Annotated in this window: 25 protein-coding genes; 9 read left to right on the top strand and 16 right to left on the bottom strand. The window is 74.4% G+C overall.

Annotated features, from left to right (window positions below; translation table 11 throughout):
- The 4 genes from BU198_RS38500 to BU198_RS38485 form a co-directional block, all read right to left on the bottom strand.
- Positions 1-1508: type I polyketide synthase (locus BU198_RS38500; protein WP_188301406.1), on the bottom strand; the 1508-nt coding region annotated here is incomplete at its 3' end.
- Positions 1509-1793: 285 nt separating this feature from the next.
- Complete coding sequence (ccrA, locus tag BU198_RS38495) at positions 1794-3047, bottom strand: crotonyl-CoA carboxylase/reductase (protein WP_317620499.1); 1254 nt, start codon at positions 3045-3047, stop codon at positions 1794-1796.
- Between the two features lie 126 nt (positions 3048-3173).
- Positions 3174-3914, bottom strand: a complete 741-nt coding sequence (locus BU198_RS38490) for a thioesterase II family protein (protein WP_188301399.1) — start codon at positions 3912-3914, stop codon at positions 3174-3176.
- A gap of 747 nt (positions 3915-4661) precedes the next feature.
- On the bottom strand, positions 4662-5744 hold the full coding sequence (locus BU198_RS38485; protein ID WP_188301398.1) for an IS4 family transposase: 1083 nt from the start codon (positions 5742-5744) through the stop codon (positions 4662-4664).
- Between the two features lie 300 nt (positions 5745-6044).
- Here BU198_RS38485 and BU198_RS38480 point away from each other — a divergent pair, with 300 nt between their 5' ends.
- Complete coding sequence (locus BU198_RS38480) at positions 6045-9041, top strand: helix-turn-helix transcriptional regulator (RefSeq protein ID WP_188301397.1); 2997 nt, start codon at positions 6045-6047, stop codon at positions 9039-9041.
- A gap of 119 nt (positions 9042-9160) precedes the next feature.
- Here the strand turns inward: BU198_RS38480 and BU198_RS38475 are convergent, their stop codons facing one another.
- Together BU198_RS38475 and BU198_RS38470 are read right to left on the bottom strand one after the other, a co-directional pair.
- Positions 9161-9571: a PPOX class F420-dependent oxidoreductase gene (locus BU198_RS38475; RefSeq protein WP_188301396.1), complete on the bottom strand. Its 411-nt coding sequence runs from the start codon at positions 9569-9571 to the stop codon at positions 9161-9163.
- Between the two features lie 104 nt (positions 9572-9675).
- Positions 9676-10950 carry an MFS transporter gene (locus tag BU198_RS38470; RefSeq protein ID WP_188301395.1) on the bottom strand — a complete coding sequence of 425 codons (1275 nt, stop codon included), beginning with the start codon at positions 10948-10950 and terminating at the stop codon, positions 9676-9678.
- Between the two features lie 1130 nt (positions 10951-12080).
- Between BU198_RS38470 and BU198_RS38465 the strand changes: the two genes are divergently transcribed.
- On the top strand, positions 12081-12737 hold the full coding sequence (locus tag BU198_RS38465) for a hypothetical protein (RefSeq protein ID WP_188301394.1): 657 nt from the start codon (positions 12081-12083) through the stop codon (positions 12735-12737).
- Between the two features lie 21 nt (positions 12738-12758).
- Here BU198_RS38465 and BU198_RS38460 read toward each other — a convergent pair whose 3' ends face one another.
- Together BU198_RS38460 and BU198_RS38455 are read right to left on the bottom strand one after the other, a co-directional pair.
- Positions 12759-13625, bottom strand: a complete 867-nt coding sequence (locus BU198_RS38460; protein ID WP_188301393.1) for an NAD-dependent protein deacetylase — start codon at positions 13623-13625, stop codon at positions 12759-12761.
- A 10-nt stretch (positions 13626-13635) separates the two neighbouring features.
- Positions 13636-14070 (bottom strand): hypothetical protein, encoded by a 435-nt coding sequence (locus tag BU198_RS38455; RefSeq protein ID WP_188301392.1) that lies wholly within the window; start codon positions 14068-14070, stop codon positions 13636-13638.
- A 521-nt stretch (positions 14071-14591) separates the two neighbouring features.
- Here BU198_RS38455 and BU198_RS38450 point away from each other — a divergent pair.
- Both BU198_RS38450 and BU198_RS38445 read left to right on the top strand, forming a co-directional pair.
- Positions 14592-15161 carry a hypothetical protein gene (locus BU198_RS38450; RefSeq protein ID WP_188301391.1) on the top strand — a complete coding sequence of 190 codons (570 nt, stop codon included), beginning with the start codon at positions 14592-14594 and terminating at the stop codon, positions 15159-15161.
- Positions 15162-15352: 191 nt separating this feature from the next.
- Complete coding sequence (locus BU198_RS38445) at positions 15353-16045, top strand: Tat pathway signal sequence domain protein (protein WP_223245517.1); 693 nt, start codon at positions 15353-15355, stop codon at positions 16043-16045.
- Positions 16046-16075: 30 nt separating this feature from the next.
- Here the strand turns inward: BU198_RS38445 and BU198_RS38440 are convergent, their stop codons facing one another.
- The 4 genes from BU198_RS38440 to BU198_RS38425 all read right to left on the bottom strand — a co-directional run bounded on the left by BU198_RS38440 (position 16076) and on the right by BU198_RS38425 (position 19256).
- Entirely contained in the window at positions 16076-17293 is a 1218-nt protein-coding gene (locus BU198_RS38440; protein ID WP_188301390.1) for a glycosyltransferase 87 family protein, read from the bottom strand.
- Between the two features lie 274 nt (positions 17294-17567).
- The gene (locus BU198_RS38435; RefSeq protein WP_188301389.1) at positions 17568-18422 is read right to left on the bottom strand and encodes a TauD/TfdA family dioxygenase; all 855 of its coding nucleotides are present in this window, start codon (positions 18420-18422) and stop codon (positions 17568-17570) included.
- Positions 18423-18525: 103 nt separating this feature from the next.
- On the bottom strand, positions 18526-19098 hold the full coding sequence (locus BU198_RS38430) for a DUF6309 family protein (protein ID WP_188301388.1): 573 nt from the start codon (positions 19096-19098) through the stop codon (positions 18526-18528).
- 11 nt (positions 19099-19109) lie between these two features.
- Positions 19110-19256, bottom strand: coding sequence for a hypothetical protein (locus BU198_RS38425; protein ID WP_188301387.1), 147 nt, complete (start codon positions 19254-19256; stop codon positions 19110-19112).
- Between the two features lie 264 nt (positions 19257-19520).
- Between BU198_RS38425 and BU198_RS38420 the strand changes: the two genes are divergently transcribed.
- The 3 genes from BU198_RS38420 to BU198_RS38410 all read left to right on the top strand — a co-directional run bounded on the left by BU198_RS38420 (position 19521) and on the right by BU198_RS38410 (position 21240).
- Positions 19521-20183: a TetR/AcrR family transcriptional regulator gene (locus BU198_RS38420; RefSeq protein WP_188301386.1), complete on the top strand. Its 663-nt coding sequence runs from the start codon at positions 19521-19523 to the stop codon at positions 20181-20183.
- A gap of 128 nt (positions 20184-20311) precedes the next feature.
- Positions 20312-20506 (top strand): DUF1918 domain-containing protein, encoded by a 195-nt coding sequence (locus tag BU198_RS38415; RefSeq protein ID WP_188301385.1) that lies wholly within the window; start codon positions 20312-20314, stop codon positions 20504-20506.
- A 44-nt stretch (positions 20507-20550) separates the two neighbouring features.
- Positions 20551-21240, top strand: a complete 690-nt coding sequence (locus BU198_RS38410; protein ID WP_188301384.1) for a DedA family protein — start codon at positions 20551-20553, stop codon at positions 21238-21240.
- Here BU198_RS38410 and BU198_RS38405 read toward each other — a convergent pair.
- Positions 21237-21977, bottom strand: coding sequence for a PIG-L deacetylase family protein (locus BU198_RS38405; RefSeq protein WP_188301383.1), 741 nt, complete (start codon positions 21975-21977; stop codon positions 21237-21239). The two genes, BU198_RS38410 and BU198_RS38405, sit on opposite strands and share 4 nt — an antisense overlap.
- 226 nt (positions 21978-22203) lie before the next feature.
- Here BU198_RS38405 and BU198_RS38400 point away from each other — a divergent pair, with 226 nt between their 5' ends.
- Both BU198_RS38400 and BU198_RS38395 read left to right on the top strand, forming a co-directional pair.
- Complete coding sequence (locus BU198_RS38400; RefSeq protein WP_188301382.1) at positions 22204-23223, top strand: MDR family NADP-dependent oxidoreductase; 1020 nt, start codon at positions 22204-22206, stop codon at positions 23221-23223.
- Positions 23224-23257: 34 nt separating this feature from the next.
- Positions 23258-23650, top strand: coding sequence for a MerR family transcriptional regulator (locus BU198_RS38395; RefSeq protein WP_188301381.1), 393 nt, complete (start codon positions 23258-23260; stop codon positions 23648-23650).
- A gap of 76 nt (positions 23651-23726) precedes the next feature.
- Here the strand turns inward: BU198_RS38395 and BU198_RS38390 are convergent, their stop codons facing one another.
- From BU198_RS38390 to BU198_RS38380, 3 genes are read right to left on the bottom strand one after another with little or no spacing between them, the layout of a single operon-like run.
- Positions 23727-24935 (bottom strand): MFS transporter, encoded by a 1209-nt coding sequence (locus BU198_RS38390; protein ID WP_188301380.1) that lies wholly within the window; start codon positions 24933-24935, stop codon positions 23727-23729.
- A 5-nt stretch (positions 24936-24940) separates the two neighbouring features.
- Complete coding sequence (locus BU198_RS38385; protein ID WP_188301379.1) at positions 24941-25552, bottom strand: GNAT family N-acetyltransferase; 612 nt, start codon at positions 25550-25552, stop codon at positions 24941-24943.
- Positions 25549-26727, bottom strand: coding sequence for a type III PLP-dependent enzyme (locus BU198_RS38380; RefSeq protein WP_188301403.1), 1179 nt, complete (start codon positions 26725-26727; stop codon positions 25549-25551). The genes BU198_RS38385 and BU198_RS38380 overlap by 4 nt, the downstream gene beginning before the upstream one ends.
- Positions 26728-26832: the final 105 nt, after the last annotated feature.

The following is a 26832-nucleotide window of genomic DNA, read 5'->3' as shown; positions in this document are numbered from 1 at the left end:
CCGGCCGCGCTCTTGCCGGAGAGCGGCCACAGCAGCGGCCGGTCGGGGCCGACGGGCGCCGCAAGGACGTGGACGGCGGGCTCGGCGCCGGTGCCGGTGACGGTGCCGGAGTCCGGGTCGGCATCGGTGTCGGCGTCCGGCTCGGCGGGCGCGTGGGCGGGCGCCGCCTCCAGGATCACGTGCGCGTTGGTGCCGCTGATGCCGAACGAGGAGACACCGGCCCGGCGGGGACGGTCGGTCTCCGGCCACGGCCTGGCCTCGGTCAGCAGCTCGACGCCGCCCTCGCTCCAGTCCACGTGCGGGGTGGGCTCGTCCACGTGCAGGGTGGCCGGCAGCACGCCGTGCCGCATCGCCTGCACCATCTTGATCACCCCGGCCACGCCGGCCGCGGCCTGGGTGTGGCCGATGTTGGACTTGACCGAGCCGAGCCACAGCGGGCCGCCCTCGGCGCGCTCCCGCCCGTACGTGGCGAGCAGGGCCTGGGCCTCGATCGGGTCGCCGAGCCGGGTGCCGGTGCCGTGCGCCTCCACCGCGTCCACGTCGGCCGGGGACAGCCCGGCGCCGGCCAGCGCCTGACGGATCACCCGCTGCTGGGAGGGGCCGTTGGGGGCGGTGAGGCCGTTGGAGGCGCCGTCCTGGTTGACCGCGCTGCCGCGCACCACGGCGAGCACCGGGTGCCCGAGCCGCTGGGCGTCGGAGAGCCGTTCCACCATCAGCAGGCCGACGCCCTCGCCCCAGCCGGTGCCGTCGGCCGCCGCGGCGAACGCCTTGCAGCGCCCGTCGCCGGCCAGGCCGTCGAGGCGGCTGAACTCCGCGAAGACGCTCGGCGAGGACATCACGGTGACGCCGCCGGCCAGCGCCAGTTCGCAGTCGCCCGCGCGCAGCGCGTGGACGGCCAGGTGCAGGGCGACCAGGGAGGAGGAGCAGGCGGTGTCGATGGTGACGGCGGGGCCCTCCAGGCCCAGCGCGTACGCGATCCGGCCGGACACCACGCTGGCGGCGTTGCCGATGGCCAGGTGGGTGTCGGCGCCCTCGGGCAGGGCGTGGGCGCCTTCGGCGTAGCCGGAGGCGGAGGCGCCGACGAACACGCCGACCCGGTTGCCGGTGAGCGAGCGCGGGTCGAGCCCGGCCCGCTCGACGACCTCCCAGGCGGACTCCAGCAGCAGCCGCTGCTGCGGGTCCATGGCCACGGCCTCGCGCGGGGAGATGCCGAACAGCGCGGCGTCGAAGTCGGCGGCCCCGTCGACGAATCCGCCCTCGTTCGCGTAGCCGGAGCCGGTCGGCCAGCCGCGGTCCTCGGGGAACCCGGTGATGCCGTCGCCGCCGCTGGTCACCAGCTGCCACAGCTCGGCCGGCGAGCTCACGCCGCCCGGGTAACGGCAGGCCATCGCGACGATCGCGACGGGCTCCCGCTCGCGCATCTCCGCCACCTGGAGCTGACGGCGTGTGCGCCGGAGGTCGGCCGTCACCCGCTTCAGGTATTCGAGATACTTCTGCTCTTCCCCCACGCTGATCAACCCCTACTCCCGGCCGGCGGTGGATCGCAGCCGGAACCGATTAACCGTGAGATACCCGCAAGACCGCAGCGTTCCGAATCCTAGGGAGGCGAAACCGCGTGCGGCACCCCTAATCGACCCCAGGGGAAAGGGGTGGAAATCGGCCCGGGACGCCCCCGGCCGACGCCGTCGGACCGGGAATCGCGGGCGCCCGGAACCCCGCTCCGGAATTCCGTCCGGGAAATTCCATGCGGAATTCCGCGCCGTCGTCCGACGGCGCGGTTCCGTCCCCGCGGATCAGCCCAGCCGCAGCGTGGTCTGGCCCGGTGCCTCGGCGTTCACCAGCGCGGCCAGGTTGCCCACGCCCTGCTGGTTCGCGTACAGCATCTGGTGGCCCTCGCCGATCCGGTCGAAGGTGCCGCACCAGGTGATGCACGGGTCGAGCCGGCCGTCGGACATCAGCCCGATGACCGCGCGGTTCTCCTGGGTGTCCGAGCCGTGCGAGCCCTGGAGCCGCTTGCTGCGCATCCACAGGTAGCGCAGGTCCAGGTCGCCGTTGTAGCCGCTGGTCCCGCCGCACAGGACGACCATGCCGCCGTTGTCGCAGACGAACAGCGAGGTCGGCAGGGTGTCCTCGCCGGGGTGCTCGACGACGACGCGCGGGTTGCGGCGCTCCCCGAGGATCTCCCAGACCTTGGCGCCGAAGCGGCGCGCCTCGGCCGTCCAGGCCCTGGTCGCCGCCTCGTCGTCGAGGTCGGGCAGCCGGCCCCAGTGGGTGAACTCGCGGCGGTCGATCACGCCCGCGGCGCCGAGGTCCAGGCAGAACCGGACCCGGTCCGGGTTGGAGACCACCGCGATCGGGATGCCGCCGAGCAGCTTGACGATCTGGATCGCCGCCGAGCCGACGCCGCCGGAGCCACCCCAGATCAGCACCGGGTCGCCCGGGCGCACGTGGTGCGGCGTCCAGTGGGTCAGCTGCCGGTAGGCGGTGGCGCCGGTGATCAGGTAGCCGCCGCCCGCCTCCCAGGACAGGTTGGCGGGCTTGGGGTGGCACTGGTGCTCGCGGACGACGGTGTACTGGGCGAAGGAGCCGTAGTTGGTCTCGTAGCCCCAGGCCCGCAGGGACTTCGAGGCGAGCGGCTCGACCCCCATCCGGATGTCCTCGCCCGTCTCGTCCCAGGTCCCCCCGGAGAGGATGACCTCGTCGCCGACCTTGAACTGCCGCACGTCCTCGCCGACGGCCCAGACGACTCCCGAGCCGTCGCTGCCGCCGATGTGGAAGTCCTCCTTCGCGCCGAGCATCCGCTGCCGCATCGCGATGACGTCGATGGGTTCGCCCAGCGACGCCCAGACGTTGTTGTAGTTGATTCCCGCGGCCATGACGTACACCAGCACCTCGCCGCGACCGGGCTTCGGCACGTCGACGACCTCGGTCTGCATCGCCTTGACGGGTTCGCCGAAGCGGTCCTGGCGGATGACGGTCGCGTACATCTGTTCCGGCACGACGCCGAGCGGCGGAACCTCTCCGAGTTCGTAGAGCGACTTGGACACGAACGACTCCTCCGGGCAGTTTCGGGAATTTCCGAGGACCGGCGCGCAGAGCAGTGGTGAGGACCGGTGGGAAACCGGCTGCCCTTCGACACGGTCGGTTCGCGTGGACGGTGACGGGACGGTCAGTCAGCCGAGCCGGGTGCGGATCCGGTCGACCACGGTGCTCGCGTGCGCGTTGAGGTAGAAGTGGCCGCCGCGGAACACCTCGATCTCGAAGGGGCCCGAGGTGTGCTCGCGCCACCTGCGGGCCTCGTCCACCGTGACCTTCGGGTCGTCGTCGCCGACCAGGGCGAGGACCGGCGCGGTGAGCTTCGGGGCGTCGGGGGCGGGGCGGTAGGTCTCGGCGGCCTTGTAGTCGCTGCGGATCACCGGGAGGACCATCCGGACCATCTCCTCGTCGTCGAGGAGGTTGGAGTCGGTGCCGTCGAGGCGCTTGATCTCCGCGAGCAGGCCCTGGTCGTCGCGCCGGTGGATCCACTCGTCGCGCGGGGCGCAGGGCGCGCGCCGTCCGGAGGCGAACAGGGCGTGCGGGACGATGCCGAGGTCCTCCAGGCGCAGCGCCAGCTCGAACGCGACGGAGGCGCCCATGCTGTGGCCGAACAGCGAGAGCGGGCGGTCGGTCCAGGGCTTGACCACGTCGACCAGCAGGTCGGCGAGTTCCTGCACGGATTCGACGCAGGGCTCGTGCCGCCGGTCCTGGCGGCCGGGGTACTGCACCGCGAGGACGTCGACCTGGGGCGACAGTGCGCGCGACACGGGGAAGAAGTAGCTCGCGGACCCGCCGGCGTACGGCAGGCACAGCAGCCGGTGCCCGGCGTCGGGCGCGGGGTGGTAGCGGCGCACCCACAGATCGTCGTTTGCTGCCATGGCGACTGGAATCCCTCCGGCGGTCGGCGTGGTCGGACCGCGACACCGGTGAGCCGCCGCCGCGAACGCGCGGGACCGCGTGGAGAACCGTCTCACCTTGGTCTGCGGACGAAGGACCCACGAGCGTTCGTGGCCGCCCTCCGGTCGCCCGCTGTCCTGTCGGGACCTGAACGGCTCCTACCGTGACGGGCCCGGCCCCGGCCGGACAACCCCTAGCCGCGCCGCGCGGGCGCGTGCGCGCGGCGCCCCTCCCGCACCCCCGGTAGGGGATGCCCACCGGTGCCCCACCGGCGCCCCGTCGATTCCCCGCCCGGATTCCGGGTCGCCGCTCCCCCGCGAGCCCGCGGGCGATTCGGTCCACGCCGGGGCCCGTCCCCGAGAGGCCCTACATCGATCATGCCGGCCGGGCAAGGGGGCCGTTCCCGGGCGCGGCGAGGTTAGGGGGCGGCCCGCGGCGAACTTTAGGGGTTTCGCCGGGCGGGGCCGCGGGCCGGATCACGGGCCGGATTCGCGGACCGGAGCGACTGGTTCCACCGGCCCGGGCCCGCGCCGGCCGGCGCCGCGAACCCGCTGGCTCCGCAGGCAGAACGTGTGCGGAACGCCCACCTCCGATTCCACTGCGCATCACCCGGATGACACGGGCTGCTTCCGCCCCGTTGGACCTTCGCGGATATCCGGAACGCACCGTCGCAATTCGGCCGTCATGGCCAACCGGAACAGCCGGTTCAGCGCCACCTCACCGTTGACTTACCGCACCGACCCGAAGGCCATCAGACGGCGGATCGCATGGTGCACCAACAGATGACCCCAGACCTCCTGTTCGACCCCCTCCGGGCAACGGGACCGCAGCACCCGGATCGGCCCCAGCTGGTCGGCCGTCAGCTGCTGGAGGGCGGTCGCCGTCATCCCCCACTCGCGGTGCAGGGCGGTCAGCTCGGCGGCGGGGGCCTGACCGGGGTCGAGCAGCGTGGTGAGCAGCCGGCCCGACTCTCCCGGCGCGCGCTCCTCGACCACCCGCACCGGCTCCGACCGGCCGTCAGAGGCCATCGAGAACTCCGCCAAGTACGAACCATCGCACAGTTGTTGACGAAACGTCAGCAAGGCGCTCGGGCGGACCCGCCAGAGCAGGTCGGCCCCGCCCGCCGAGGCCGCCCGCCACAGCGGCGGGCCGTCGAACCCCCGGTGGTCGGCCAGCAGCAGGTCCCCGCGGCCGAGGCGGTCGAACAGGCCGCGGGCCAGGCCGGGTTCGGAGCGGCTGGGCGGGCCCAGGGCGGCCGCGGTGACGACGTTGCCGCCGCACCCGGCCAGCACCACCACCCGGACCTGCGGGTATCCGCGCCCGCCGAGCACCGGGGACCCGAAGTGCGCGACGTTCTCCGCCGTGTCCGGCGCGTCGAGGACGGTGCCCTCGACCGCCACCAGGCGCCGCCCCCGGTACCGGGTGCACCCGTCCGCCCCGACGGCGGAGGACCGGGCCGCCTCGGCGAACAGCTCCTCCAGCGGCTCGGACCCCAGCCGCAGCCGCGCCCTGGAGATCGCCGCCGCACTGGGCACCTGCCCGGGCGCGGAACAGCGCCTGCCCCAGGCCAGGCCCCGGGCGAGCTTCCTGGCCACCTCCTCGTAGCCGTCACCGGGGAACAGACACATCGCCAGCACGAAGTAGACCGTCACCTCCGGCGTCAGCAGCCGCTTCCGCCGGCCCTCCCGGCCGCACCGGGCCACCACCCGGTCCACCAGCTCCGGCGGGTAGGCCCCGGTCAGCAGCCCGACCGCGATGCGGTCCGGCAGCCACCCACCCGTCTCCGGCTTGAACTGTCCTGGTCGCGGCATCAGACACCTCCGGCGGATCAGGCTATCGGCCACGGCTTAAGTCAACGACCTGAAGCTGTACGGAAGTTCTAGCGGGACCTGATGAAGTTCGCCTAGGGTGAAAGTAGGTGCAAACCCGGGTACTCAGACCCGTCGGCGTTCCCCCTTCGCACTGAACACGCCATGTATCCAGTTGCTCACCCAACGTCATGGAGGTTCAGGCGGCACGGGGGATCTCAGCCTTTCCGGTGCGGTGGATGCAGGGCTTTACACAACAACTCGGAGGCATTCTTGCTGATTCGCGCCGAGCAGCATGAAGCGTTGGAGTATTTACTGAATCAATTCGAGGGGCTGGCCGGCGGAAACGGCCGGGTGGTCCTCGTCAGCGGAACACTGGGAAGTGGTAAAACCCAACTACTGCACGAATTCGAGGCACTGGCGGCGAAAGAGGGCGCACTGGTCCTCCAGGCCACCGGTTCGCGGGCCGAGCGCGACCTCCCGATGGGAGTCGTCGAGCAACTGCTCCGCTGTGCCGAATTACCGAAGCAGCTCGCCGAGGAGATCCCCGGCCTGCTCTCGGAGGCGTGCGGCAGCCGTCAGGGCACCGGTCACCGGTCCGAACGACCGCAGGCCGTCGACAACGAGACGATCCGTCGGCTCTGCAACGCCCTGCTGCTGGCCTGCGAGGGGCGCTCCGTCGTCGTCGGCATCGACGACGTGCACTTCGCCGACACCGCGTCGCTCCAGGCGCTGCTCTACCTCCAGCGCCGGATGCGCCCGCAGCGCGTGCTCATGGTGCTCAACGAGTGGGACCGGCCGCAGCCCACGCTGCCGCTGTTCCGCGCCGAGGTCACCCGGGCACCGCACAGCCGGATCCAGCTGAAGCTGATGTCCGAAGCCACCATCCGCACCATCCTGGAACGCACCGCGGACCACGCCATCGCACCCCGACTCGCCCCGGCCGTCCACCGGTTGAGCGGGGGGAACCCGATCCTGGTCCACGCGCTGATCGAGGACAACCACCTCGAAGCCGGCCACGGCGGGGCCCGCCCCGACGACACGCCCGCGGTCGGCAAGTCCTTCGAGATGGCCGTCCTGGCCTGCCTGTACCGCTGGGAACCGCAGATCCTCTCGGTCGCCAGCGGCATGGCCGTCCTGCGCGAGCACACCACCCCCGCGCTGCTCGGGCGGCTGCTCGACCTCGACCAGCGCAGGGTCGGGCAGGCACTGGAGATCCTCACCAACGCCGGTCTCGCCACCGGCCACGAGTTCCGCCACCCGAACGTCGCGGCCGCCGTCCTGGCCTCGCTCTCGCGTGAGGAACAGACCACCCTCTACACCCGGGCGACGAGGCTCCGCCGCGACCTGGGCATGGCCACCACGGACATCGCCGCCCAGATCGTCGCCGCCGGCGAGGCCGACGGCGACTGGACCGTACCGATCCTCACCGACGCGGCCGAACAGGAGCTGGCCGAGGGCAAGACCTCGACCGCGCACCTGTACCTCAACCTGGCGCTGGCCGCCGCCAACGACGACCAGCACCTGTCCACCCTGCGCCGCTACGTCCGTTCCACCTGGCCCGCCAACCCCAGTGCGGTCGCTCCGCACACCACCGCGCTGCGCGAGGCCCTGGTCGAGGGCAAGCTCACCGGCCAGGACGTCGTCGCCCTGATCCGGGCCCTGCTGTGGCGGGGCGACCTCACCACCGTCTCCACCGTCCTCACGGAGGCGCGGCGCTCGGGCGTCACCCTCGGACACGAGGACGGCGTCGACGTCCTGCACGCCTTCCACTGGTTCTTCGGCCCGTCCTTCACCCGGTCCTGGAACCTCGACGAGCTCTGCCTCGGCTCCGCGTCCGGCGGTGCCCGGCTGCCGGCGGCGACGGAGGCGATCGAGGCCTTCTCCCGGGTCTGGGCCCGGGGCGGCGACGCGGAGAGCGCCTCGATGGCCGAGCGCGTCCTGTCCTCCTGCCGGGTGGACGAGATGCCGCTGGAGACGGTCACCACGGCGATCCTCGCCCTCGCCGACGGCGGCCAGCCCGGCCGCGCGCTGCTCTGGTGCGACGAGCTGATCGGCCACGCCACCCGCCGGGGCGCCACCACCTGGCTGGCCCAGCTCAAGGCGGCCAGGGCCGACGTGTGCCTGCGCGACGGCGATGCCGAGGCCGCCGCCGAACTGGCCTCGGACGCCCTCTCGCTGGCGGGCGAGGAGAACTGGGGGGTGTCGATCGGCTACCCGCTGTCGGTGCTCATCCAGGCCCACCTTGCGCGGGGGCGGACGGACGACGCCGCCAAGGAGGCCGGCCGGGAGGTCCCGAGCGCCATGTTCGAGACCGTGCTCGGCATCCGCTACCTGCACGCCCGGGCCCGGCTGGCCCTGGCCACCGGCCGGACCGCGGAGGCGCTCGACCACCTCAGGACCTGCGCACGAAGACTCAGGGTCTGGCGACTGGACGTCCCCGCCCTGATCCCGCTCACCGCCAGCCTGGTCGAGGCCACCTTCCGGGCCGGCGATCCGGAGGGCGCCCGGCACCTGGCGGCGAGCCGGCTGGAGGAACCGTCGCTGGACGACCGCACCCGGGGCGTCCTGCTCCGGATCCTGGCCGACCACGAGGAGGGCGGAGCGGAATCCGTCCTGCCGCATACGTCTGCCCACCGTCTACGCGCGTCCGGCGATCGGCCGGAATCCGCCCGTCCGGTGGCCGGACCGCACCGGGCCCGGGCCCGGCCCGTGGCGGCGACGGCAACGGCAACGGCAACGGCAACGGCAACGGCAACAGTGAACGGCGTGGCCGACGGCACCGCCGGGTTCGTGCTCGACGAGGAACCGTGCGACGGCGGGGCAGCACGCCCCGGCGCGCAGACCCGCACCGGTGACGGCCTCCTCGGCAGGGGCGCCGAGTCCGCGCTCCCGCTGGGACCGTCATCGGCGCCCGGCCCCGGCAAGGTCGCGCCCCCGGTGGTCACCGGCCTGAGCCGGGCCGAGCTCCGGGTCGCCAAGCTGGCCGCGCAGGGCGACAGCAACCGGGAGATCAGCGACAAACTCTGGATCACCGTCAGCACGGTGGAACAGCACCTGACGCGCATCTACCGGAAGCTGAACCTGAGCGGCCGGGCGGGTCTGGCGATGGTGTTCCGCCCGGAACTGCTCCCGGCGGACACCGCCGTCTTCCGCGGCCCGGCCGGCTCCGCCCCGGCCGGTCCCGGAGTCGGCTTCCACCCGGTGGAGTTGGCGTGCCGCGCCGCCGCCCAGGTCGAGGTGCCGGCCGCCGTCGGCGAGGCGGCCGGACGGACGGCCGACGGCGTCGCCGTGGGCTGACCGGCACCGGCCGGCCGCCGTCGGCGAGCAACGGGCACCCCCGCGGAGGTTCCGCGGGGGTGCCCGTTGCCGTGTCCGGTGCCGTGTCCGGCGGCGGGCCGGTCCCGGCCGGGCCGGCCTCAGCCGGTCGCGGTTCCGACGACCCTGGTCGGGCTGATCCGGACGACCACCCGCAGCACCTCCGGCGGGAGGTCGAGGTACTCCTGCCCGGCGCCGGGCCCCTCGTACTGCTCCGCCAGGGCCACCGCGAGCGCCCGCCCGGTGTCCTCGGCCACGGTGGCCAGGCCCCGGACCTCGACGTAGCGCAGCGGGTCGGCCGGGTCGTACACGGTGAGGCTGGCGCGCGGGTCGCGGCGCAGGTTGAGCTCCTTGCGCCGGCCGGCGGCGGTGGAGAGCAGCAGGTCGTCACCGTCCCGGCCGACCCAGACCACCGAGGTCTGGGGGCTCCCGTCCGGGTTGAGGGTGGCGAGCACGGCGGGAACGGGCGCATCGAGCAGTGCGCGCACGGAGTCGTTCAGGGTGGCTGTCATTCGGGCGAGGCTAGTGCGTGTCTGACAATTCCCGCGCCCGTTCCCGCCTTTCTCCCTCGCACCGCCCCGGCGTGACCCGGCCGCGGTTCAGGACCGGCCGCGGTTCAGGCCAGGTCGCGCAGGCGGCGGACCGAACTGGACGCCAGGATCGCCGGGCCGGCCAGGCTGCACACCGCCACCAGGAGCAGGGCCGTCCGCGTCCCCCAGGCCGAGGAGGCGGCGCCGGCCAGCAGCGCGCCGACCGGTATCGCCCCCCAGGAGACGAACCGTACGGTGGCCATCACCCTGGGGAGCAGCTCGGGCGGGGTGTGGGTCTGCCGGTGGGTGCGGGTGACGATGGTGGCGACCACCACGCCCGCCGAGAAGCCCGCGTTGCCGACGGCGAAGACCAGTACCGCCCAGCCGGAGCCGGCCGCCGGGAGCAGGAAGGTGAAGAGCGCGGCGAACAGCGCCGACCAGCGCAGGGCGCCGCCGCTGCCGATCCTGGAGATCACCCGGGGCGTGAGGGCCGCGCCGACGAGGCTGCCCAGGCCGCCGGTGGCCATCAGGGCGCCGACGGCGGCGACCGGTGCGTCGAGATCGCGGACCAGGAACACCGGGGTGAGCGTCATCAGCGCGCCGGCCACGAAGTTGACGGCGGTGGCGTCGGCGGCGCACGGCCCGATCACCGGATGCCGGACGACGAAGTGCCAGCCCTCGCGGATCTGCTCCCGCACCCCGGCACCGCCCTCGCGGGCGGCCTGTCGCGCCGGCCGCGGCAGGCTGCGCAGCAGCGCGGCCGAGACCAGGTAGCTGACCGCGTCCAGCACCATCGCGACCGCGCCGCCCACGAGTTGGACCAGCACCCCGCCGAGCGAGGGGCCGGCCAGCTCGGTCGCGGCACTGGTGCCGGAGAGCAGGCTGTTGCGGGCGGTCAGCTGGTCCCTGGCGACGATCGAGGGCAGGAGTGTCGCGTTGCCGACGTCGAAGACCACGCTCGCCAGCCCCGTCAGCAGCGCGACCGCCACCAGCTGCGGCAGGCCGAGCACCCCCAGGACGGCCGCCACCGGCACCGAGGCGACGGCGAGCGCGCGTACCAGGTCCATCACCACCTGGGTGCCGCGCAGTGGCAGCCGGTGGACCAGGACGCCGGCCGGCAGCCCGACCAGCAGCCAGGCCAGGTAGCCGGCGGCGGTGATCAGGCCGACCTGCCAGGCGGTCGCGTGCAGGGTGACCACGGCGATCAGGGGCAGGGCGACGTTGGTCACCTGGTCCCCCAGCCGGCTGACCATCGATCCGGTCCAGAAGCGCCAGAACACCCCTGTCCCCGGCCGGTGTTGCGCCTCCCGCTCGACCGTGCGGCCCACCACCACGGCCGTCGTCCGCGTCGTCACGTCCATATCCGATTCGACCCCTTCTGTCGTCATCGCCCCACCCGCCCGCCGGCACGGCGCGGCCGCCCCGCCGCGACGAGTGGGCTTCCATGCGGAACTCACCGGAATCGGCGCCCGGACCGCACTTCCAAGCGATGAACCCCGGCTACGTGCGACCTCCCGGGTGCCGGCCGTGGCCGGCGGCACCCACCGCCCCGACGCTCCTGGCACCGGACCGAACACCGGCCGCCGGAGCCTCGACTCCCAGCCGCCGACGCCGACTTGACCAGCCCTGACGCGTCCCGCGCGGCCCCGGCGGCGCGCTACCGCCGCCCAGGTGCCCACGCCCCCGTGGTCTGGACCACTCGCTCGGGTGGGGAGGGGTCACCGGCCCGGGCGAACGCACCCCGGAGCCCGGCACCCACCACGAACAAATGGCCGAATCCACCGCCCGCGACCCCCGCGTCCACGGCGTCGGCACCCGACACCCGGACCGGTCGGCCGCGTTCGCCGAGTACGCCCGCATCCCCTTCCCGCCGCTCTCCGGCACCGGCCTCCCGCCGGTCACCGTGCTGCTCCTCCGCCCGCCTGCCGAGCATCGGACGTCAGCCGGCACAAGCGGCTCACCCTCGTCCTGGACCTCACACGAACCGTTCGTGGAGTCCTCTACCCGGCGATCGGCCCGGCGGGATCGGTGACGGGCGCGATTGGCTTGATCCATCACCCGGCGAAGGGCTGCCGGGCGGGCGCGGCCGCGGGTGCCGGGGCGGCGCCGGAGGCCGCGGCGGGCGGAGGGTCTCCAGGGTCTCGCCGGGGAGCGCCTTCGCGACCTCCGGGCCCCACCGCTCCGCGACGAAGGCCCTGCGCGCCGTCACGGAGGAGTCCACCGTCACCTTCCGGCAGACCCCGGTCGAGGACCTCCCCGTCCCGTGGCCCGACGCCCATGAGCGCCTTGCCGCCGCCCGCGCCGCGGCCGTCTCCCGCCCGGCCCGGCCGTCCGCGCGGAGCCCGGACGGCACCCAGACCGGCACCCGGACGGCGAGGTGCCCGGAACATCCCCTTCCAGATTGTGACGTGCCCCTGTCTAGTTCGTTCCCGTCCCGGTGTGGTGGGATGGGCTCAACGGGGTGGTGAACCGCTGACGGGGGTGTTTCGTGGTGCGGAGTGGACGGCTGCGGGAGCTGGACGGGGACGCGGCGCGCCTGGTCGCCGTAGGGCTGGTGCGACTGGGGGCGCAGGAGTGGCTGGGGCCCGAAGGCGGGGCGCAGGCCTGGGTGGGAGGACTGCGGGCGGCCAGGTTCGCCGACGGCTGGCTGGCATTCGGCGACACGTCGGCCTCCGGGCTGCGGGTGCCCGCGCCCGCGGTGCTGCGGGCCGTCGTGGACCGGGCCGCGGAGCTGGTGCTGCGGTCCTGCGGGGAGGACGGTCCCGCGGCGCTGGAGTGGCTGGGACAGCGCTCGGCCGAGGCCCGCGAGCAGGCCCGGCGGGAGGACGTCGCGCACCCGGCCGAGCCCTGCGCGCTGACCATGGTGTGGCACGGGGTCCAGGCACTGGCCGCCGACGACGGTCCCGGCCACGCCCGGCGCTGCGAGGAACGCGGCGAGGCGTACGTGCGGGAGCGGCACCGCCGCCAGGACACCATGGCGCTGGTGCTGTGCTGCACCCGGATCGCCGCGGCCGCGCTGGTGGAGCAGTGCGAGGGCGATCCGGAGCGGATCGCCGGATGGCTGGAGCGGGACGCCTCGCCGGCCATGCCCCGGGACGGCCGGGTGCCGCTGTGGGTGCCGGGGCGCCCCTGGCAGCCGGCCGGCTGAACGGGCCCCGCGGCCGGCCGGTCAGGCCGCGTCGAGCAGCCGGGCGACCTCGGCCAGGGCCGGCCCCAGCGGCAGGTCGAGCCGGAGCCCGGCGAGTTCGTCGCCGCGGGTCGGCCCCTGGTTGACGATCGCGACCGGCAGCCGGGCCTTGGCCGCCCGGCGGACGAAGCGCAGTCCGGACAGCACCGCGAGGGAGGAGCCGAGGACCACCAACGAGCTGGCCGCGTCGACCAGTTCGAAGCAGTGCCGGACCCTGGGCGCCGGGACGTTCTCGCCGAAGAAGACGACGTCGGGCTTGAGCACGCCGCCGCAGTCCGGACAGCCGGCGACCCGGAAGCCGTCCACCAGCGGCCGCGGCAGCCGCGCGTCGCCGTCGGGCCGCAGCTCGGCCCCGGGACGGCGGAAGCCCCGGTTGAGTTCCTCCAGCCGCCGGTCGAGTTCGGCCCTGGGACTGGTGCGCCGGCAGTCGAGGCAGACCACCCGGTGCAGTCCGCCGTGCAGTTCGACGGCCTCCCGGGTGCCGGCCGCGTGGTGGAGGCCGTCCACGTTCTGGGTGATGACCGCGGCCACGTGCCCGGTCCGGCGCAGCCGCTCGACCGCGTGGTGCCCGGCGTTGGGCCTGGCCCCGGCGATCGCGGGCCAGCCGGTGTGGCTGCGGGCCCAGTAGCGGCGCCGGGCGTCCACGCTGCCGGTGAACTCCTGGTAGGTCATCGGGGTGCCGCTGCGGCGGCGGCCGGTGGCACCGCGGTAGTCGGGGATGCCGGACTCGGTGGACAGGCCCGCCCCACTGAGCACCACCGCGCCGCGCCGGTCCAGCAGCCGCACCAGGGCTTCCAGCTCCTGCCCCGCCGGGGCCGCCGGTCCACCGGGGTGTTCGAACGGGTCCATACCGTCGAGGTTAGACCGCGGGCCCGGGGTTCCCGCCCCGGCGGGACGGCTCCTCCCCGGCACCGTGGGCGTCGGCACCGTGGGCATCGGCACCGGTGGCGTCGGCACCGTGGGCATCGGCGCCATGGACATCGGCACCGCTGGCGAACGCCGCGATCCGCTCCAGGAGCGGGTTCCAGCCCCGCGTGGTCTCCACCACCAGGCAGGGGACGTCCAGCGCGATCGGCACCCAGGACTCGATCGGCCGCTCCCCCCGGGCGATCCGCCGCAGCAGCTCGCCGTCCGCGTGGACGGCTCGGGCGGGCGTCCGCGCGGCCCTGCGGGCGATCCGGTCGCGGGCGGTGCCGGGGTCGACGGCGCAGCGCACGATGCGCGGTTCCGCCAGGTCCGCGAGCGGCTCCAGGCCCGGCCGCCACAGCCGGTCCTGGCAGGCGGCCTCCGCCACCAGGTCGGTCCCGGCGCGCAGATGCGCGCCGATGCGCGCAGATGGTGTCGAAGAACTCCGCCGGCGTCCGCCGGTCCGGGTCTCCGGTCCGGAGGCCGGCGGCGTCGGCGGGTGCTCCGGCGACCATCCGCTCCCTGATCTCGTCCCGGCAGACCGCCGGCCGGCCGAGCGCCTCGGCCAGGGCGTGCGCCGGCGTGGTCTTGCCGGCGCCGGGCGGGCCGCTCACGGCGAGGAGGAGGGGGCGGCCGGTCGTGGCCGGGCCTCGTACGACGATCGGGTGTCGTGTCATGCCTGCCGAGTCCGCGCCGGACGGCCGCCGACCGCCACCTCCCCTGCGGGTGGCGGGCGGCGGGACCGCGCCGACGGAGCCGCCGTTCCAGTGGACCTTGCCCCCGGGAAACCCACCCGACGCGAAGGTGAACGGGGCCGAACTGCCGCTACAGGAGCAGGTGTTGCCTCGCGGTGACAGACGGGCGACGTCCGCGCGCGGGGGCGGCGCGGAGATTGGTAGCGTGATCGTCATGACGGAACTGGAAGAGCTGGAAGAACTGGTCCTGACGCCCGGCGAGCGGACCCAGGGGGTCCCGGTCGACCGGGTGATGTTCACCATGGACTGGACCGGCGAGGACCACCCGGGCCTGCTGGCGGCGTTCGTGGCCGGCCGGGTACGGGCCTTCGGAGTGGAGCCGGACGGCGTCGACACCGACGCCGTCCGCCACGCGGCCGAGACCGATCCGGCGCTGGTCCGCGGCGATCTCCCGGTCCGCCAGCTCGATCACCTCGCCGGTGTGCTGGCGGATCTCGGCTGCACGCTCGCGGTGTGGGACAGCGGCACCGACTCCTACGAGGTGCTGGTCGCGCCGACCGGTGAACGCGAGCTGAGCGGGCTGACGTACCAGGGCCTCCCGGTACGGGCCTGGGGCCCGGAACCCGAGGGGACCCTGGTCAGCCTGAACTGCCCGGGCTGCGCGCAGATGCTGGTCTGGCAACTGTCGCCGGCCGAGACCCTGGCCGAGGAGCACTGCGACTGCGGAGCCGCGCTGTTCGACGCCACCGGGCAGCCGCTGCCCGGCGTCACTCTCCACGACTGAGCCGCCCGGCTCCCGGGCCCGGCCTCTTGCTGACGAAAAGTCAGCAATCTCCGTCCACTGCCTTGACGGCACACCGTCACGCCCTGGAACGTATGGAGCCCAGAAACGCCGTGTGCTCCCCGGCCCCCACCGCCCCGGAGCCGCGAGAGGACGCCCTCTCGCCCCCTCACCGAGGAAGAGGCCTTTCCCCCATGCGCTTCAGCCGTCAGTTCGCCGTCATCTTCGCCGCCGCCTGCGCCACCGCCGCGCTCGCGCTGGCCGCCGTCCCCGCCTCCGCGTCGCCGGAGTCCCTCGCCGCCGGCCCGGTGCTCACCACCGGGAGCGCGGGCGGCGCCGCCGTCGCGGCGGGCGACGCACTCGCCGCGCCGCTCACCGCGGGCACCTCCGCCACCTTCTACTCGACCGCGACCAGCACCACCGGCGTCACCTGCGCCACGTCGAAGCTCTCGGCCACGGTGCTGGACAACCCGGCCGCGCCGGGCACCGCGACCGAATCGCTGACCGGGCTGACCTTCGGCTCGTGCACCGCCAACGTCACCGGCGTCACCTCGGTGCGCAGCCTGACGGTCGGCCACCTGCCGTACGGCGTCACCGTCTCCGACGCGCCCGGCCTGCCGGTCACCCTCAGCGGCGGCTCCGCCGGGGCGATCCAGGCCACCGCCGTGCTGGACTCCTGGTTCGGCACCCTCACCTGCACCTACGAGCTGAGCGGCGCGTTCACCGGCAGCGCCGACAACGCCGCGCACAGCCTGGCCTTCCGCAACGAGCACTTCGCCAAGAGCGGCGGCTCGACGCTCTGCCCGGCCGACGGCTACTTCTCCGCGACGTACGGCCCGGTCGCGGACACCAGCCGGCCGGGCAGCCCTGCGGTCTTCGTCAACTGACCGTCCCCCGGTGCCGCCGGCGAGCGCCCGTCAGCGGGCGTCCGCCGGCGCGCCGGTTCCGCCGCCCGGGCCCCGCACCGCGCCGAACTCCCGGGCGGCGGCCCGGAGCACGGTGATCAGCGCCAGCAGCATCAGCACGCCGTGGGCCGGCATCGACAGGTACGGCGCCACGCCGGGCGCGATGAACTTGAGGTAGCTGCCGAAGGACGAGAGCTGGACCAGGACCGGCAGGTACCAGAGCTGCCGCGGGAGCTGGAACGCGACGAGCACGCTGAGGACGTCCGCAGCGTAGAAGTAGCGCTCGTGCATGGACGGCAGCAGGAACGGCACCGCGATCGCGAAGACGGTGGCCGCCAGCAGGATCCCGGTCCCGGTGAGCCCGGCCCGCCCGCCCCCGCCCCCTTCCGCTTCCGCCGCGCCCTCGGTGCGCCGTACGGCCCTGACCACCAGGCCGGTCAGCATCAGCACCAGCACGCCCGCGGCCAGGACGCCCGCCCTGCGCACCGGGCCCTCCTCCCCCGCCGGCACCGAGACGAACTGGTAGACCGACGGCGCGTTGAGCGTGAGGTCCTGGTAGGTCCCGGTCTGCCGGGCGTACACCGTCAGCAGCGGCCAGGGGTCGGCGCCGAGCAGCAGGGCGGGGACGTCGAGCGCCAGGTACGCGGCCGGGACGGCCAGCAGGCTCCGCCACGGCACCCGCCCGCACAGGACGACGACGAGCAGCAGCGGGAACAGGAAGACCGCCTGGAGCTTGAAGGCCAGGGCCATCCCGAAGAACGCGCAGGACCACCAGGGCCGGTCGCGCAGGAGGTGGTGGACGCCTCCGAGCAGGAAGACGGTGAAGATCGCGTCGGCCTGGGCCCACCACCCGCTGTTGGTCACGACCGTGGGGAGGAACAGCACGGTCACCGCCGCCGCGAGCGGCCGCCAGGGCCGGTGCGGCCACCGCAGCGAGACGATGCGGTGGGTGTAGTACGCCAGAGCCAGGTCGAAGAGGACGGACAGGCACTTGACGGCCGCCAGCGCCGGGACCGGCAGGTAGCCGAGCGCGGCCATCAGGTACAGGTAGGGGACGTTGTAGTCCGCGAACCCGATGTCGCCGAGGGCGTGGAATCCGCCCTGCGCCTTGATGTACCGGTACCAGGGGTCGAGGAAGTAGTGCCAGTCCGACGACTCGTACTTCAGCAGCAGGGCCCGGACCAGCAGCGCGACCGCCACCGCGGACACCGCGACCAGGGCCAGGACCACCGGATCGACCGGGTGCGGAGGTGCGGCGCCCCGGCCCGGCCCGGTCCCCCGGCGGTCGTCTCGGGCGTCGCCGTCGGGTCGGGCGTCGCCGTCGGGTCGGGCGTCGCCGTGGTCTCGGGCACCGGTGTCGGGTCGGGCTGGGCAGTGGGTCATACCCCCAGGACGTCGCACCCGCCCGAAACGGATGACAACGGTCCGGCCCCGATGTCCGCGGGCCGCCACCGCCCCCGCGGGCGGACCGGGTCGGCACCGCCGCCGCCCGCCCTCACCGCGCTCAGCGCGCCCACTCCGCCCCTTCGTTCACCCAGACCCGCAGCATCCGCCGGGCGTACCGCCCCGGTTCGTCGACGAACGGCGAGCGCCCGTGCAGCACCCGGCTGTTGCGGATGACCAGCAGGTCCCCCGGGCCCATCGGCAGCCCGAAGGCGATCTCCGGCCGGTAGAGCGCCTCGTCCAGCACCCCCAGCGCCTCCCACTGCCGGTCCGTCAGCTCGGGGCCGCCGCGGTCGGGGGACGAACGGACCGTACGCGTCTGGTAGTAGCAGCCGACCGTGCCGTCCTCGCGGTCGTACAGGATCGGGGTGACCACCCGCTGCGGACCGGGCCGGCCGGTGCGGTCGAAGGTCCAGTCCTCGCGGAGCGTGGCCAGCGCGTCCGGCCGCTCCCGCTGGATCAGGTCGTGGACGTGCCGGGCGCTCGCCAGCCTGGTCAGCCCGCCGCCGTCGAAGGCGGGGCGCAGACAGAGCAGAACCACCAGGTCGCAGGTGTCGCTGTGGAAGCCGAGTTCGGTGGTGCCGTCGCCGTCTTGGTCGCGCAGCACGGCGGTGAGGTCGCCGCGCCCGTTCTGCGGGACGATCCGGCCGAAGTCCCGCAGCAGGAAGGACAGCGCCCCGGTGATCTCCTCCTCCGGGCGGGCCGGGTCCACCAGGCCACCCACGTGGGTGACACCGACCGATTCGGCGGCGTCCCGGACGAACGCGCGCAGCCGGGCCCGCACCTCCCCGGCGGCGTCCCAGGCCCCGGCCCGCAGGTCGGCCCGGAGCAGCCGCCGGTCAGGCTCCTCCAGCGAGAGCGACCACAGCTCCCTGCGGGCCTCCAACTCCAGGCTGCTCCAGCCGATTTCGGCCACCGCGTCGTTGTCCTCTCCGCTCGCTGCCGGCCGCCGTCCGCGGCCCCAGGCCCTCGTCGATCCGTCCGGCCGCGTTCTCCACCGGCCACTCCCGCAGCGGAGGTCACGCCGGCCCGTCCCGCCTCCGGCCCGCTCCGGCCGGCCGGGACGCCACCACCCCGGGGTCGCCCACCAGGTAACCGTCCAGCAGCGCCCGTTCGGGCAGCCGACCGGCCAACTCCCAGGCCAGCATGCGGTGCAGGCCGTCGAGGTGGATCAGGCCGCTCCGGCCGGCCAGGCCCGCGTAGTGGGGGTGGTCGACCGGGCTGGTGCTGAGGAGCAGCGGCGTGAACGGCTCCCCGCGCAGCAGCCGGACCTTCGCCGCACAGACCGGGTTGGCGGCGGCCCAGCCGGCCCCGGCCGCACGGATCCGCTCGGCCGCCTCGCCCACCGTCAGCCCTGAGCGCGGGACCAGTTCGAGCTCCCCGCCCTCGCTGAGGTGCCAGGGCAGCACGACGCCCAGGACGTCCGCCCGGGAGAGCCGGATCCGCCACCAGCTTCCGAGGTCGCGGTCGACGCGGTCGATGTTCTCCTCGGCGTACCCGTTGCTGTTCGCCTCGTGGGCGCGCTCCACCGGGTGGTCCCGCAGGTAGGCGTCGTGGACCTCGGAGTAGGCGACGGCGGTGACGATCTCCACGGCAGTGCTCCTCAGACGGTTCCGGCGTACTCAAGACCAACGCGCTCAAGGCCGACGTACTCGGTGCCGGCGCGCCCGGTGCCGGCGTACCCGGCGAGGCACCGCGCCGCGAACGGCCCGCTGCCGAGGCCCTCGCGCCCTCCGGAGTACAGCGTCACCGAACCGGTCCTCTCGTTCCGTTCGCGGCCACGACCGCGGCGCGATCGCCACGAAGAGGCATGCCCCGATCACCCAAGGTAGTCCGCCTGGAGTATGAACCGGCCCTCGCGTCCACGACAAGACCGCTGCCGCCCCATGGACACCTTCCCGCCACCGGACCGTTCAGCTCCGGCCACGGGTCGATTCCCGCCCCGGAGGCAACTCCGGGCCGGTTCCGCCCCGGTGATTCGCCGCTGGAACAGCGGATGCGGCACAGTGAGGTCATGAGCGACAGGAGCCACCCCGCCCCGGGACCGGTCAGGCGGCGCCCGGTCCAGCAGCGCAGCCAGGAGCGGTACGGCCGCGTCCTGGACGCCTGTGCCGGCCTGCTGGACGAGGTCGGGGCGACGGCGCTCACCACCAAGGAGGTCGCCCAGCGCGCCCAGGTGCCGATCGGCACCCTGTACCAGTTCTTCGCCGGCAAGGAGGACCTGCTGGCCGCGCTCGCCACCCGCAATCTCGACCACTACCTCCGGCGCCTGGACGCCCGGCTGGCCGCCGCCGCGCCGGTCGGCCCCGCCGTCTTCACCGACCTCGCGGTGGAGGAGTTCGTGGCGATGAAGCGCACGGTGCCGGGCTTCGGCCTGCTGGACTTCGGCCTGGCCGGCCCGGCCGTCCCCACCGACGTCCGGGACGACCGCCACCTGCTGGATCCTGGCGTGGACAACAACACCGCCGTCGCGCTGCGGCTCCAGGCGCTCGGCGGCGAACTGTTCCTGGCGGGCGACCCGGCGGCCACCACGGTGACCCTGCGGGTGGCCCTGGAGGCGGCCGACGCGGTGCTCAAACTGGCCTTCCGGGAGGCCCCGGACGGCGATCCGGCGCTGATCGCCGAGTGCAAGCGGTTGGTCCGCGGCTACCTCGCGCAACAGCCGTCCGCTCGCTGACCCCCGGCCCCGCGGGCCCCCGGAGGTCCCGCCCGCCCGAGGCGTTGCGAGCCCGCCGCGCCCGCAGCACAGTGGATAGCGGAACGGCCGCGGAGGCGGCCGGGCACGCTCGACCGGAGGAGCAGACCATGCACGCAGCGGTAGGTGACCAGCTCCACATCCACAGCAGGGCGGTGGGCATGGTGGACCAGAAGGGCGAGATCGTCGAGGTGCGCGGCGCCGACGGCCAGCCGCCGTACGTGGTCCGCTTCGAGGACGGCCACGAGGGCCTGGTCTACCCCGGCCCGGACTGCAACATCGAAGAGCGCCAGGCGGGACGCTGACCGACTCCTCGGCCGCCTCGCCCCGCGCGAGGCGGTGAGGAGCGGTGTCCGCCCCCACGACCCCGCTGCCCGGGGCACTCGCCGGGCTCGCGCCACTGCTGGACCACTACGGGTACCTCGCGGTGGCGCTGCTCGTCCTGCTGGACAACTGCGGCGTCCCGGTGCCCGGGCAGACCGTCCTGGTGCTGGCCTCGGTGTACGCCGGCACCGGGCACCTGGACTTCGCCGCGGTGCTGCTGATCGCGGCCGGCGCCGCCGCGCTCGGCAACGGCCTCGGCTACCTGATCGGCCGCACCGGCGGACGCGCCTTCGTCCACCGCTGGGGCCGCTACGTGCTGCTCACCCCGGCCCGGATGGAGCGCGCGGACGACTTCTTCGCCCGGCACGGCGGCAAGGTGGTCACGGTCGCCCGCTTCGTGGACGGGCTGCGCCAGTACAACGGCGTCATCGCCGGGACCAGCGAGATGCCCTGGCGCCGGTTCCTCCCGTACAACCTGCTCGGCGCGGTGCTGTGGACGGCCGTCTGGGGCACCTTCGGCTACCTCGCGGGGGCCCACATCGGCACGGTCTACCACACGGCGCTGCGCTACCAGGTCTGGTTCGCGGTCGGGCTCGGCGTGCTGGTCGCGGCCTTCCTGCTGCGCCAGGTGCTGCGCTACCGGCGCCGGCGCGCCGGCGGGGACGAGGGTGCCGCCGGGGAGGATCCCGGCGGGCCCGGCGGCCGGCCCGGCTAGTGCAGCGGGAACACCTCGAACGGCACCGCGAAGCGCGTCCCCAGCCGGCTGCCCGCACCCCGGCCGAAGCCCTCCAGGAACTCCCGCGGCTCCGCCATCGCCCCGCCGAGCCCGGCCAGGTACGCCCTGTGCTCCTCCAGCGAGGCGACGCCCCGGTCGAAGTGCCCGGTGGTGTCCACCGCGTGCCTGGCCTCCGGCGAGGCCGCCGCCCAGATCTGCCGCACGCCGTCCCAGGGCTCGAGACCCTCGGCCAGCAGCTCGCGGAACACCCAGCGGTTCCCGGCGTCCCTGACCCCGTCCAGGGAGGCCCGGCCGACCGCGATGTGGTCGGCCTGGTTGAGGAACACCCCGCCGTAGGTGTCCCGGAAGTTGCTGGTGATCACGATGTCCGGCCGGTGTCTGCGCACCGCCCGCGCGATGTCCCGGCGCAGCGGCAGCCCGTACTCCACCACGCCGTCCGGGTGGCCGAGGAACTCGACGGTGTCGACGCCGACCACGCGTGCCGAGGCGAGCTGCTCGGCCTCGCGCAGCGGCCCGCACTCCGCGGGGTCCAGCGAGTCGATGCCCGCCTCGCCGCTGGTGACCATGACGTAGACGACCTTCTTGCCCTGCGAGGTCCAGCGCGCGACGGCCGCGGCCCCTCCGTACTCCATGTCGTCGGGGTGGGCGGCGATCGCCAGCGCGGTCTGCCAGTCCTCGTCGACGGGCTCGAAGGGCTCGGGGGCCTGCTCGGTCATGCGGCTCGTTCCTCTCACTGCGGCTCACGGCCGTACCGGCACTCGGACATACGGCACATATCAGTCCGTATCACCCGCGACTCTAGAAGACCCGTTTCCCCCACGCCCCGTCAGACACCGCCGCACCCGGGCGGCTTGCCTCTGACGCAGGCGTCAGGGGTTAGCGTCCGGGCACCGCGCGGCGGCACCGGCCGCCGTCCACCCGTCCTCTCCGAGGAGCGCCGCCATGGCCCTGCCCACCACCGCCCGCGTCGTCCGGCTGACCACCGCACCGTCCGGGCTGCCCACTCCCGGGGACTTCACCGTGGCCGAGGAGCCGCTGCCGGCGCCCGGCCCCGGGGAGGTGCTCGTCCGCAACCGGGCCTTCCTGGCCTTTCCCGCGCTGCGCACCCTGGTCGGCGGCGGGGGTACCGGTCTCCAGGTGCCGCACATCCGGCCGGGGGACGCGCTGTTCGGGCCGGCCATCGGCGAGGTGCTGGCCGCCCCCGGGGACGGGCCGCTGCGCCCCGGTGACCTGGTCACCCACCTCGCCGGCTGGCGGGACCACGCGGTCGCCGAGGCCGCGCGGTTCACCCCCGTCCCGGCGGACTTCCCGGATCCGCTCGCGCTGGTCTCCACCTCGTCGTCCGCCTACGGCGCCCTGACCCGCACCGTCGAGGTGCGCCCGGGCGACGTGGCGCTGGTGACGGGCGCGGCGGGCTCGGTCGGCACGATGGCCGGGCAGATCGCCCGGCTGCTCGGCGCCTCCCGGGTGATCGGCACCACCCGCTCGCCCGCCAAGGCGAAGCGGCTGACCGCCGAACTCGGCTACGACGCGGTGCTGGTGCCCGGCGAGCGGCCGTTCGCCGAGCAACTGGCCGAGGCCGCCCCCGACGGGCTCGACGTCGTGCTGGACCTGGTCGGCGGCGAGCAGCTGACCGCCGCCGTGGACGCGGCGCGGCACGGCGCCCGGTTCGCCCTGGTCGGCGCGCTGGACGGCCAGCTCGCTCCGGAGCGCCTGGGCGGCGACGCCCCGACCGTGGTCGACAGCTTCCGGATCGTCACCCACGGCCTGACCCTGCGCGGTTTCATCGGGCCCGACCACCCGGACCTGGAGGCCGAGTGGCGCGAGCGCTTCGCCGGCTGGCTGCGCGCCGGGGAGATCACCTTCCCCTGGACGTCGGTTCCGGGCATCGACCGGGCCCCCGGGGCGTTGACGAAGCTGTTCACCGGGGACACCTTCGGAACGACCATCGTGGAACTCTGAAGGCACTGACGGCTCTGACGACCAGGGAGCGGGCATGCGGATCGGGGACGCGGCAGCGGCGGCGGGCACCACTCCCAGGGCGCTGCGCTTCTACGAGCAACGCGGCCTGCTGCACCCGCCGGCCCGCTCCGCCTCCGGCCAGCGCGAGTACGGCCCGGCCGAGGTCGCCCGGGTCCGGGTGATCCGACGACTGCTGGCCGCGGGGCTGACGGTGGACGACCTGGCCAGCCGCGCCCACCGCCTCGACCTGCTCGGCCAGGAGCCGCCGTTCCGCTGCTCGGAGTCCCCCGGCCCCGACACCTTCGCCCCCGTGGTCCATGCCAGGCTGGCCGCGCTGGACGCCGAGATCGCCCGCCTCACCGCGCTGCGTGCCAGGCTCGTCCGCCACATCACGACGGGCGGCACGGAGGTCCCGGCCGGGGGCTGAGGCCGCGGGGAACGCACTCGCCCGGGACCTCCGCGACGGGGGTGCGCGAGGTACCGGGCGAGGGCGTGGGGTGCGGTCAGGTCGGGTCGGCGGCGAGCAGGGGGTCGGCGGCGGGGGCGGCGGGGGCCTCCTGCCCGGGCCAGCTGATCCGGGTGGCGCACAGGGAGACGATCGCGGCCGAGGCGGCGACGGCGGCCATGCCCCAGAGCAGGCTGGTGGCGCCGGCGATGAAGCCGATCACGGCGGGGCCGGCCAGCAGTCCCGTGGTGCCCATGGCGGCGACCAGCGAGAGGGCGTCGGCGCCCTGCCGGGCGGCGGCGACGTAGACGCACGGGGTCACCGCGGCGACGCCGAGGCCGACGCAGGCGAAGCCGATCAGGGTCGGGGCCACGCCGCCGACCGCCAGCGCCAGGGCGAGTCCGAGGCCGGCCAGCAGGCTGCCGGTGCGCACGATCCGGGCGTCGCCGAAGCGGGTGCGCCAGCCGTCGGCGAAGATCCGGGCGAAGACCATCATCACCGAGACCACCGCGATGCCCAGCGGGGCGAGCCCGGCGCCGGCGTGCACGTAGTCCTTGAGGTAGAGCGCCGACCAGTCGTTCATGGCGCCCTCGGTGACGGTGCCGAACACCATCGCCAGGCCCATCCAGAGGGTCGCGACGGTCGGCAGCACGAATCCGCGGCGCTGCTTCTTCTCCTCCGGTGCGGCGGCCGCGTCCGGGCCGTCCGCCAGCAGTCCGGACCTGGCGGCCACCACCAGGACGGCGAGCAGCGCCGCGGCCAGCCCGAAGTGCACGGCGAGGGTGCCGGTGAAGGCGTTGACGCCCGAGGCCAGCAGGGCGGCGAGCAGCGAGCCGGCGCTGAAGGTGGCGTGCAGCCGGGACATCGTGGTCCGCTCGAAGCGGGCCTCCAGCGCGGCGCCCTGGGCGTTCATCGCGACGTTCAGGCAGCCGACCGCGACGCCGTCGAAGAACAGCACCAGCAGCGTCACCGGGTAGTTCGGCACCACCGACAGCGCGAGCAGGATCACGCCGAGGGCGAGGGCGGACAGCACCGAGAGCAGCCGGGAACCGATCCGCCGCATCAGCACCGCGACCAGGGGGAAGGACACCGCCGCGCCGATTCCGCAGGTCATCAGCAGCAGGCCGATCTGGGCCTCGCCCAGGTCGAGCCTGGCCTTGAGCGCCGGCACCCGGGAGACCCAGGTCGCGTACTGGAATCCGAGGACGAAGAACAGTGCGCCGATGGCCACTTGGGACCGGCGGAAGTCGTCGCGAACGGGGGACATCGGTATCAGCCCACTTCGGCTCTGGAGTACGGCCCGGGGAGCGGGCCGGTGGAGTGCGGCGGCGCGGCCGGGACGGGGTCCAGCGGCATCGCCATGTAGACCGCCCGGGTGCCGTAGCTCTCGGGGAGGTCGATCTCGGGCCGGGCGCGGTAGCCCAGCGGGGTCCACAGCACGTGCGAGCCGCGGACGGCGACCAGCGAGACGGTCCGGTAGCCGGCCGCCCTGGCGGTGTCCTCCAGGTGCCGGAGCATCCGCAGGGACAGGCCCCGGCCGCGCAGGTCCTCGGAGATCACCAGGTCGTGCGCGTGCATGTTGGCCGGCCGCTCGCCCGGGCCGCCGTCCCCGTCCCCGTCCCCGTCCTCGCTGCGGCTGAGGTCGGGGCAGCGGAACAGCGGGTACGGCAGGGCGAGCAGGTAGCCGCCCAGGCCGCCCGCGTGTTCCAGCACGAAGCAGGTGTCGGGCGAGGCGCGGTGCCGGGACCGCAGCGCCTCGTACCCCTCGGACAGGCCGCTGGCGGCGTAGGCGCGCTCCTCCAGCGCGACCACGCCGTCCCAGTCCTCCTCCCGGAGCAGCCGGATGCGCGGTCCGGTCGGAGCGTCGACGAGCGTGCCGGTCATGCGGTGCCTCCCTGTCGGCCCGCGCCGTCGCCGCCGATGCAGCTGTACGGCAGCGGCGCGAAGCCGTTGAACCCGCGGGTGGCGTAGGCCGTGGCGTACGCGCCGCAGGAGTGGATCCAGACCGGGTCGCCGGAGCCGATCGCGTGCGGGACCCGCACCAGACCGCCCTCCTGCGCGTACGCGTCGTCGCTGTCGCAGGTCGGTCCCGCCACCACGGCGTTGACGAACCGGCCGCCGGGGTGGGTGGGGAACTCCAGCCGGTACTGGAGCTGGTCCATCTCGTACAGGCCGTTGAACTTGCCGCAGCTGAGGTAGAGCCAGTCCTGCCTGGCGTCGTCGAGCCCGTGGCGTGAGGTGAGCCGGGCGACGTGGGCGCGGATCGCGCCGTGGTCGGCCACCAGGTGGCGCCCCGGCTCCACCAGGAACTCCAGCGGCGCGGCGCTGACGGCGCGCAGCCGCTCCATGCCCTCGCGGATCGCCGTGAACATCTTCTCCAGCGGCGGTTCGAGCGGGCTCCCGTGCCGGTCGAGGACGCCGAGGGCGGGCAGGCCGCCGCCGAGGTTGATCGTGGTCGGGGTGATGCCGCGCCAGTTGAGCGCCTCCAGCACGGCGGCCAGCGAGTCCATCGCGGCGCCCCAGGCCTCGGCGGTCATCTGCTGGGAGCCGACGTGGACGGACAGCCCGGACGGGACGAGCCCGGCGGCACGGGCTTCGCCGAGCACCCGCAGCGCGTCCTCGGGCGAGCAGCCGAACTTGTGGCTCAGGCCCCACAGTGCGCCCTCGCCGGTGGTCGCGATCCGGCAGAACACCCGTGATCCCGGGGCGTGTTCGGCGATCGCCGCGACGTCCTCCGGGCTGTCGGTGGCGAAGTCCCGCACGCCCAGCCGGTGGGCCTCGGCGATGTTGCGGTCGGACTTGATGGTGTTGCCGTAGTGGATCAGTTCGGGCGCGACCCCGGTGCGCAGGGCCTGGGCGATCTCCTGCGGGCTGGCCGCGTCGAAGCCGGAGCCGAGCCCGGCGAGGTGGTCGAGCACCTCGTCCACCGGGCAGGCCTTCATCGCGAACCGGACGGCCACGCCGGGCAGTTCGGCGCGGAGCGCGGCGTACTGCCGGCCGATGCCGTCGAGGTCGTAGATGATCCGGTCGTCGGTGGCCGCGGCGAGCGCGGCGCGCAGCGCGGTCCGGTCGTGCTCGTCACGGCGGGGCGCTTCGGTGTGCACCACGGAGACGGACGGGGCACGGTGCGTGGTCTTGATGGCGGTCTGGTGTGTCACGGTGAG

The sequence above is a fragment of the Streptomyces sp. CBMA156 genome, from assembly GCF_014596515.1.
In the GTDB taxonomy this organism is placed as follows: Bacteria; Actinomycetota; Actinomycetes; order Streptomycetales; family Streptomycetaceae; genus Kitasatospora.
Note: the sequence above shows the minus strand (reverse complement) of the source record. Positions and strands in the feature narration are given on the sequence as shown.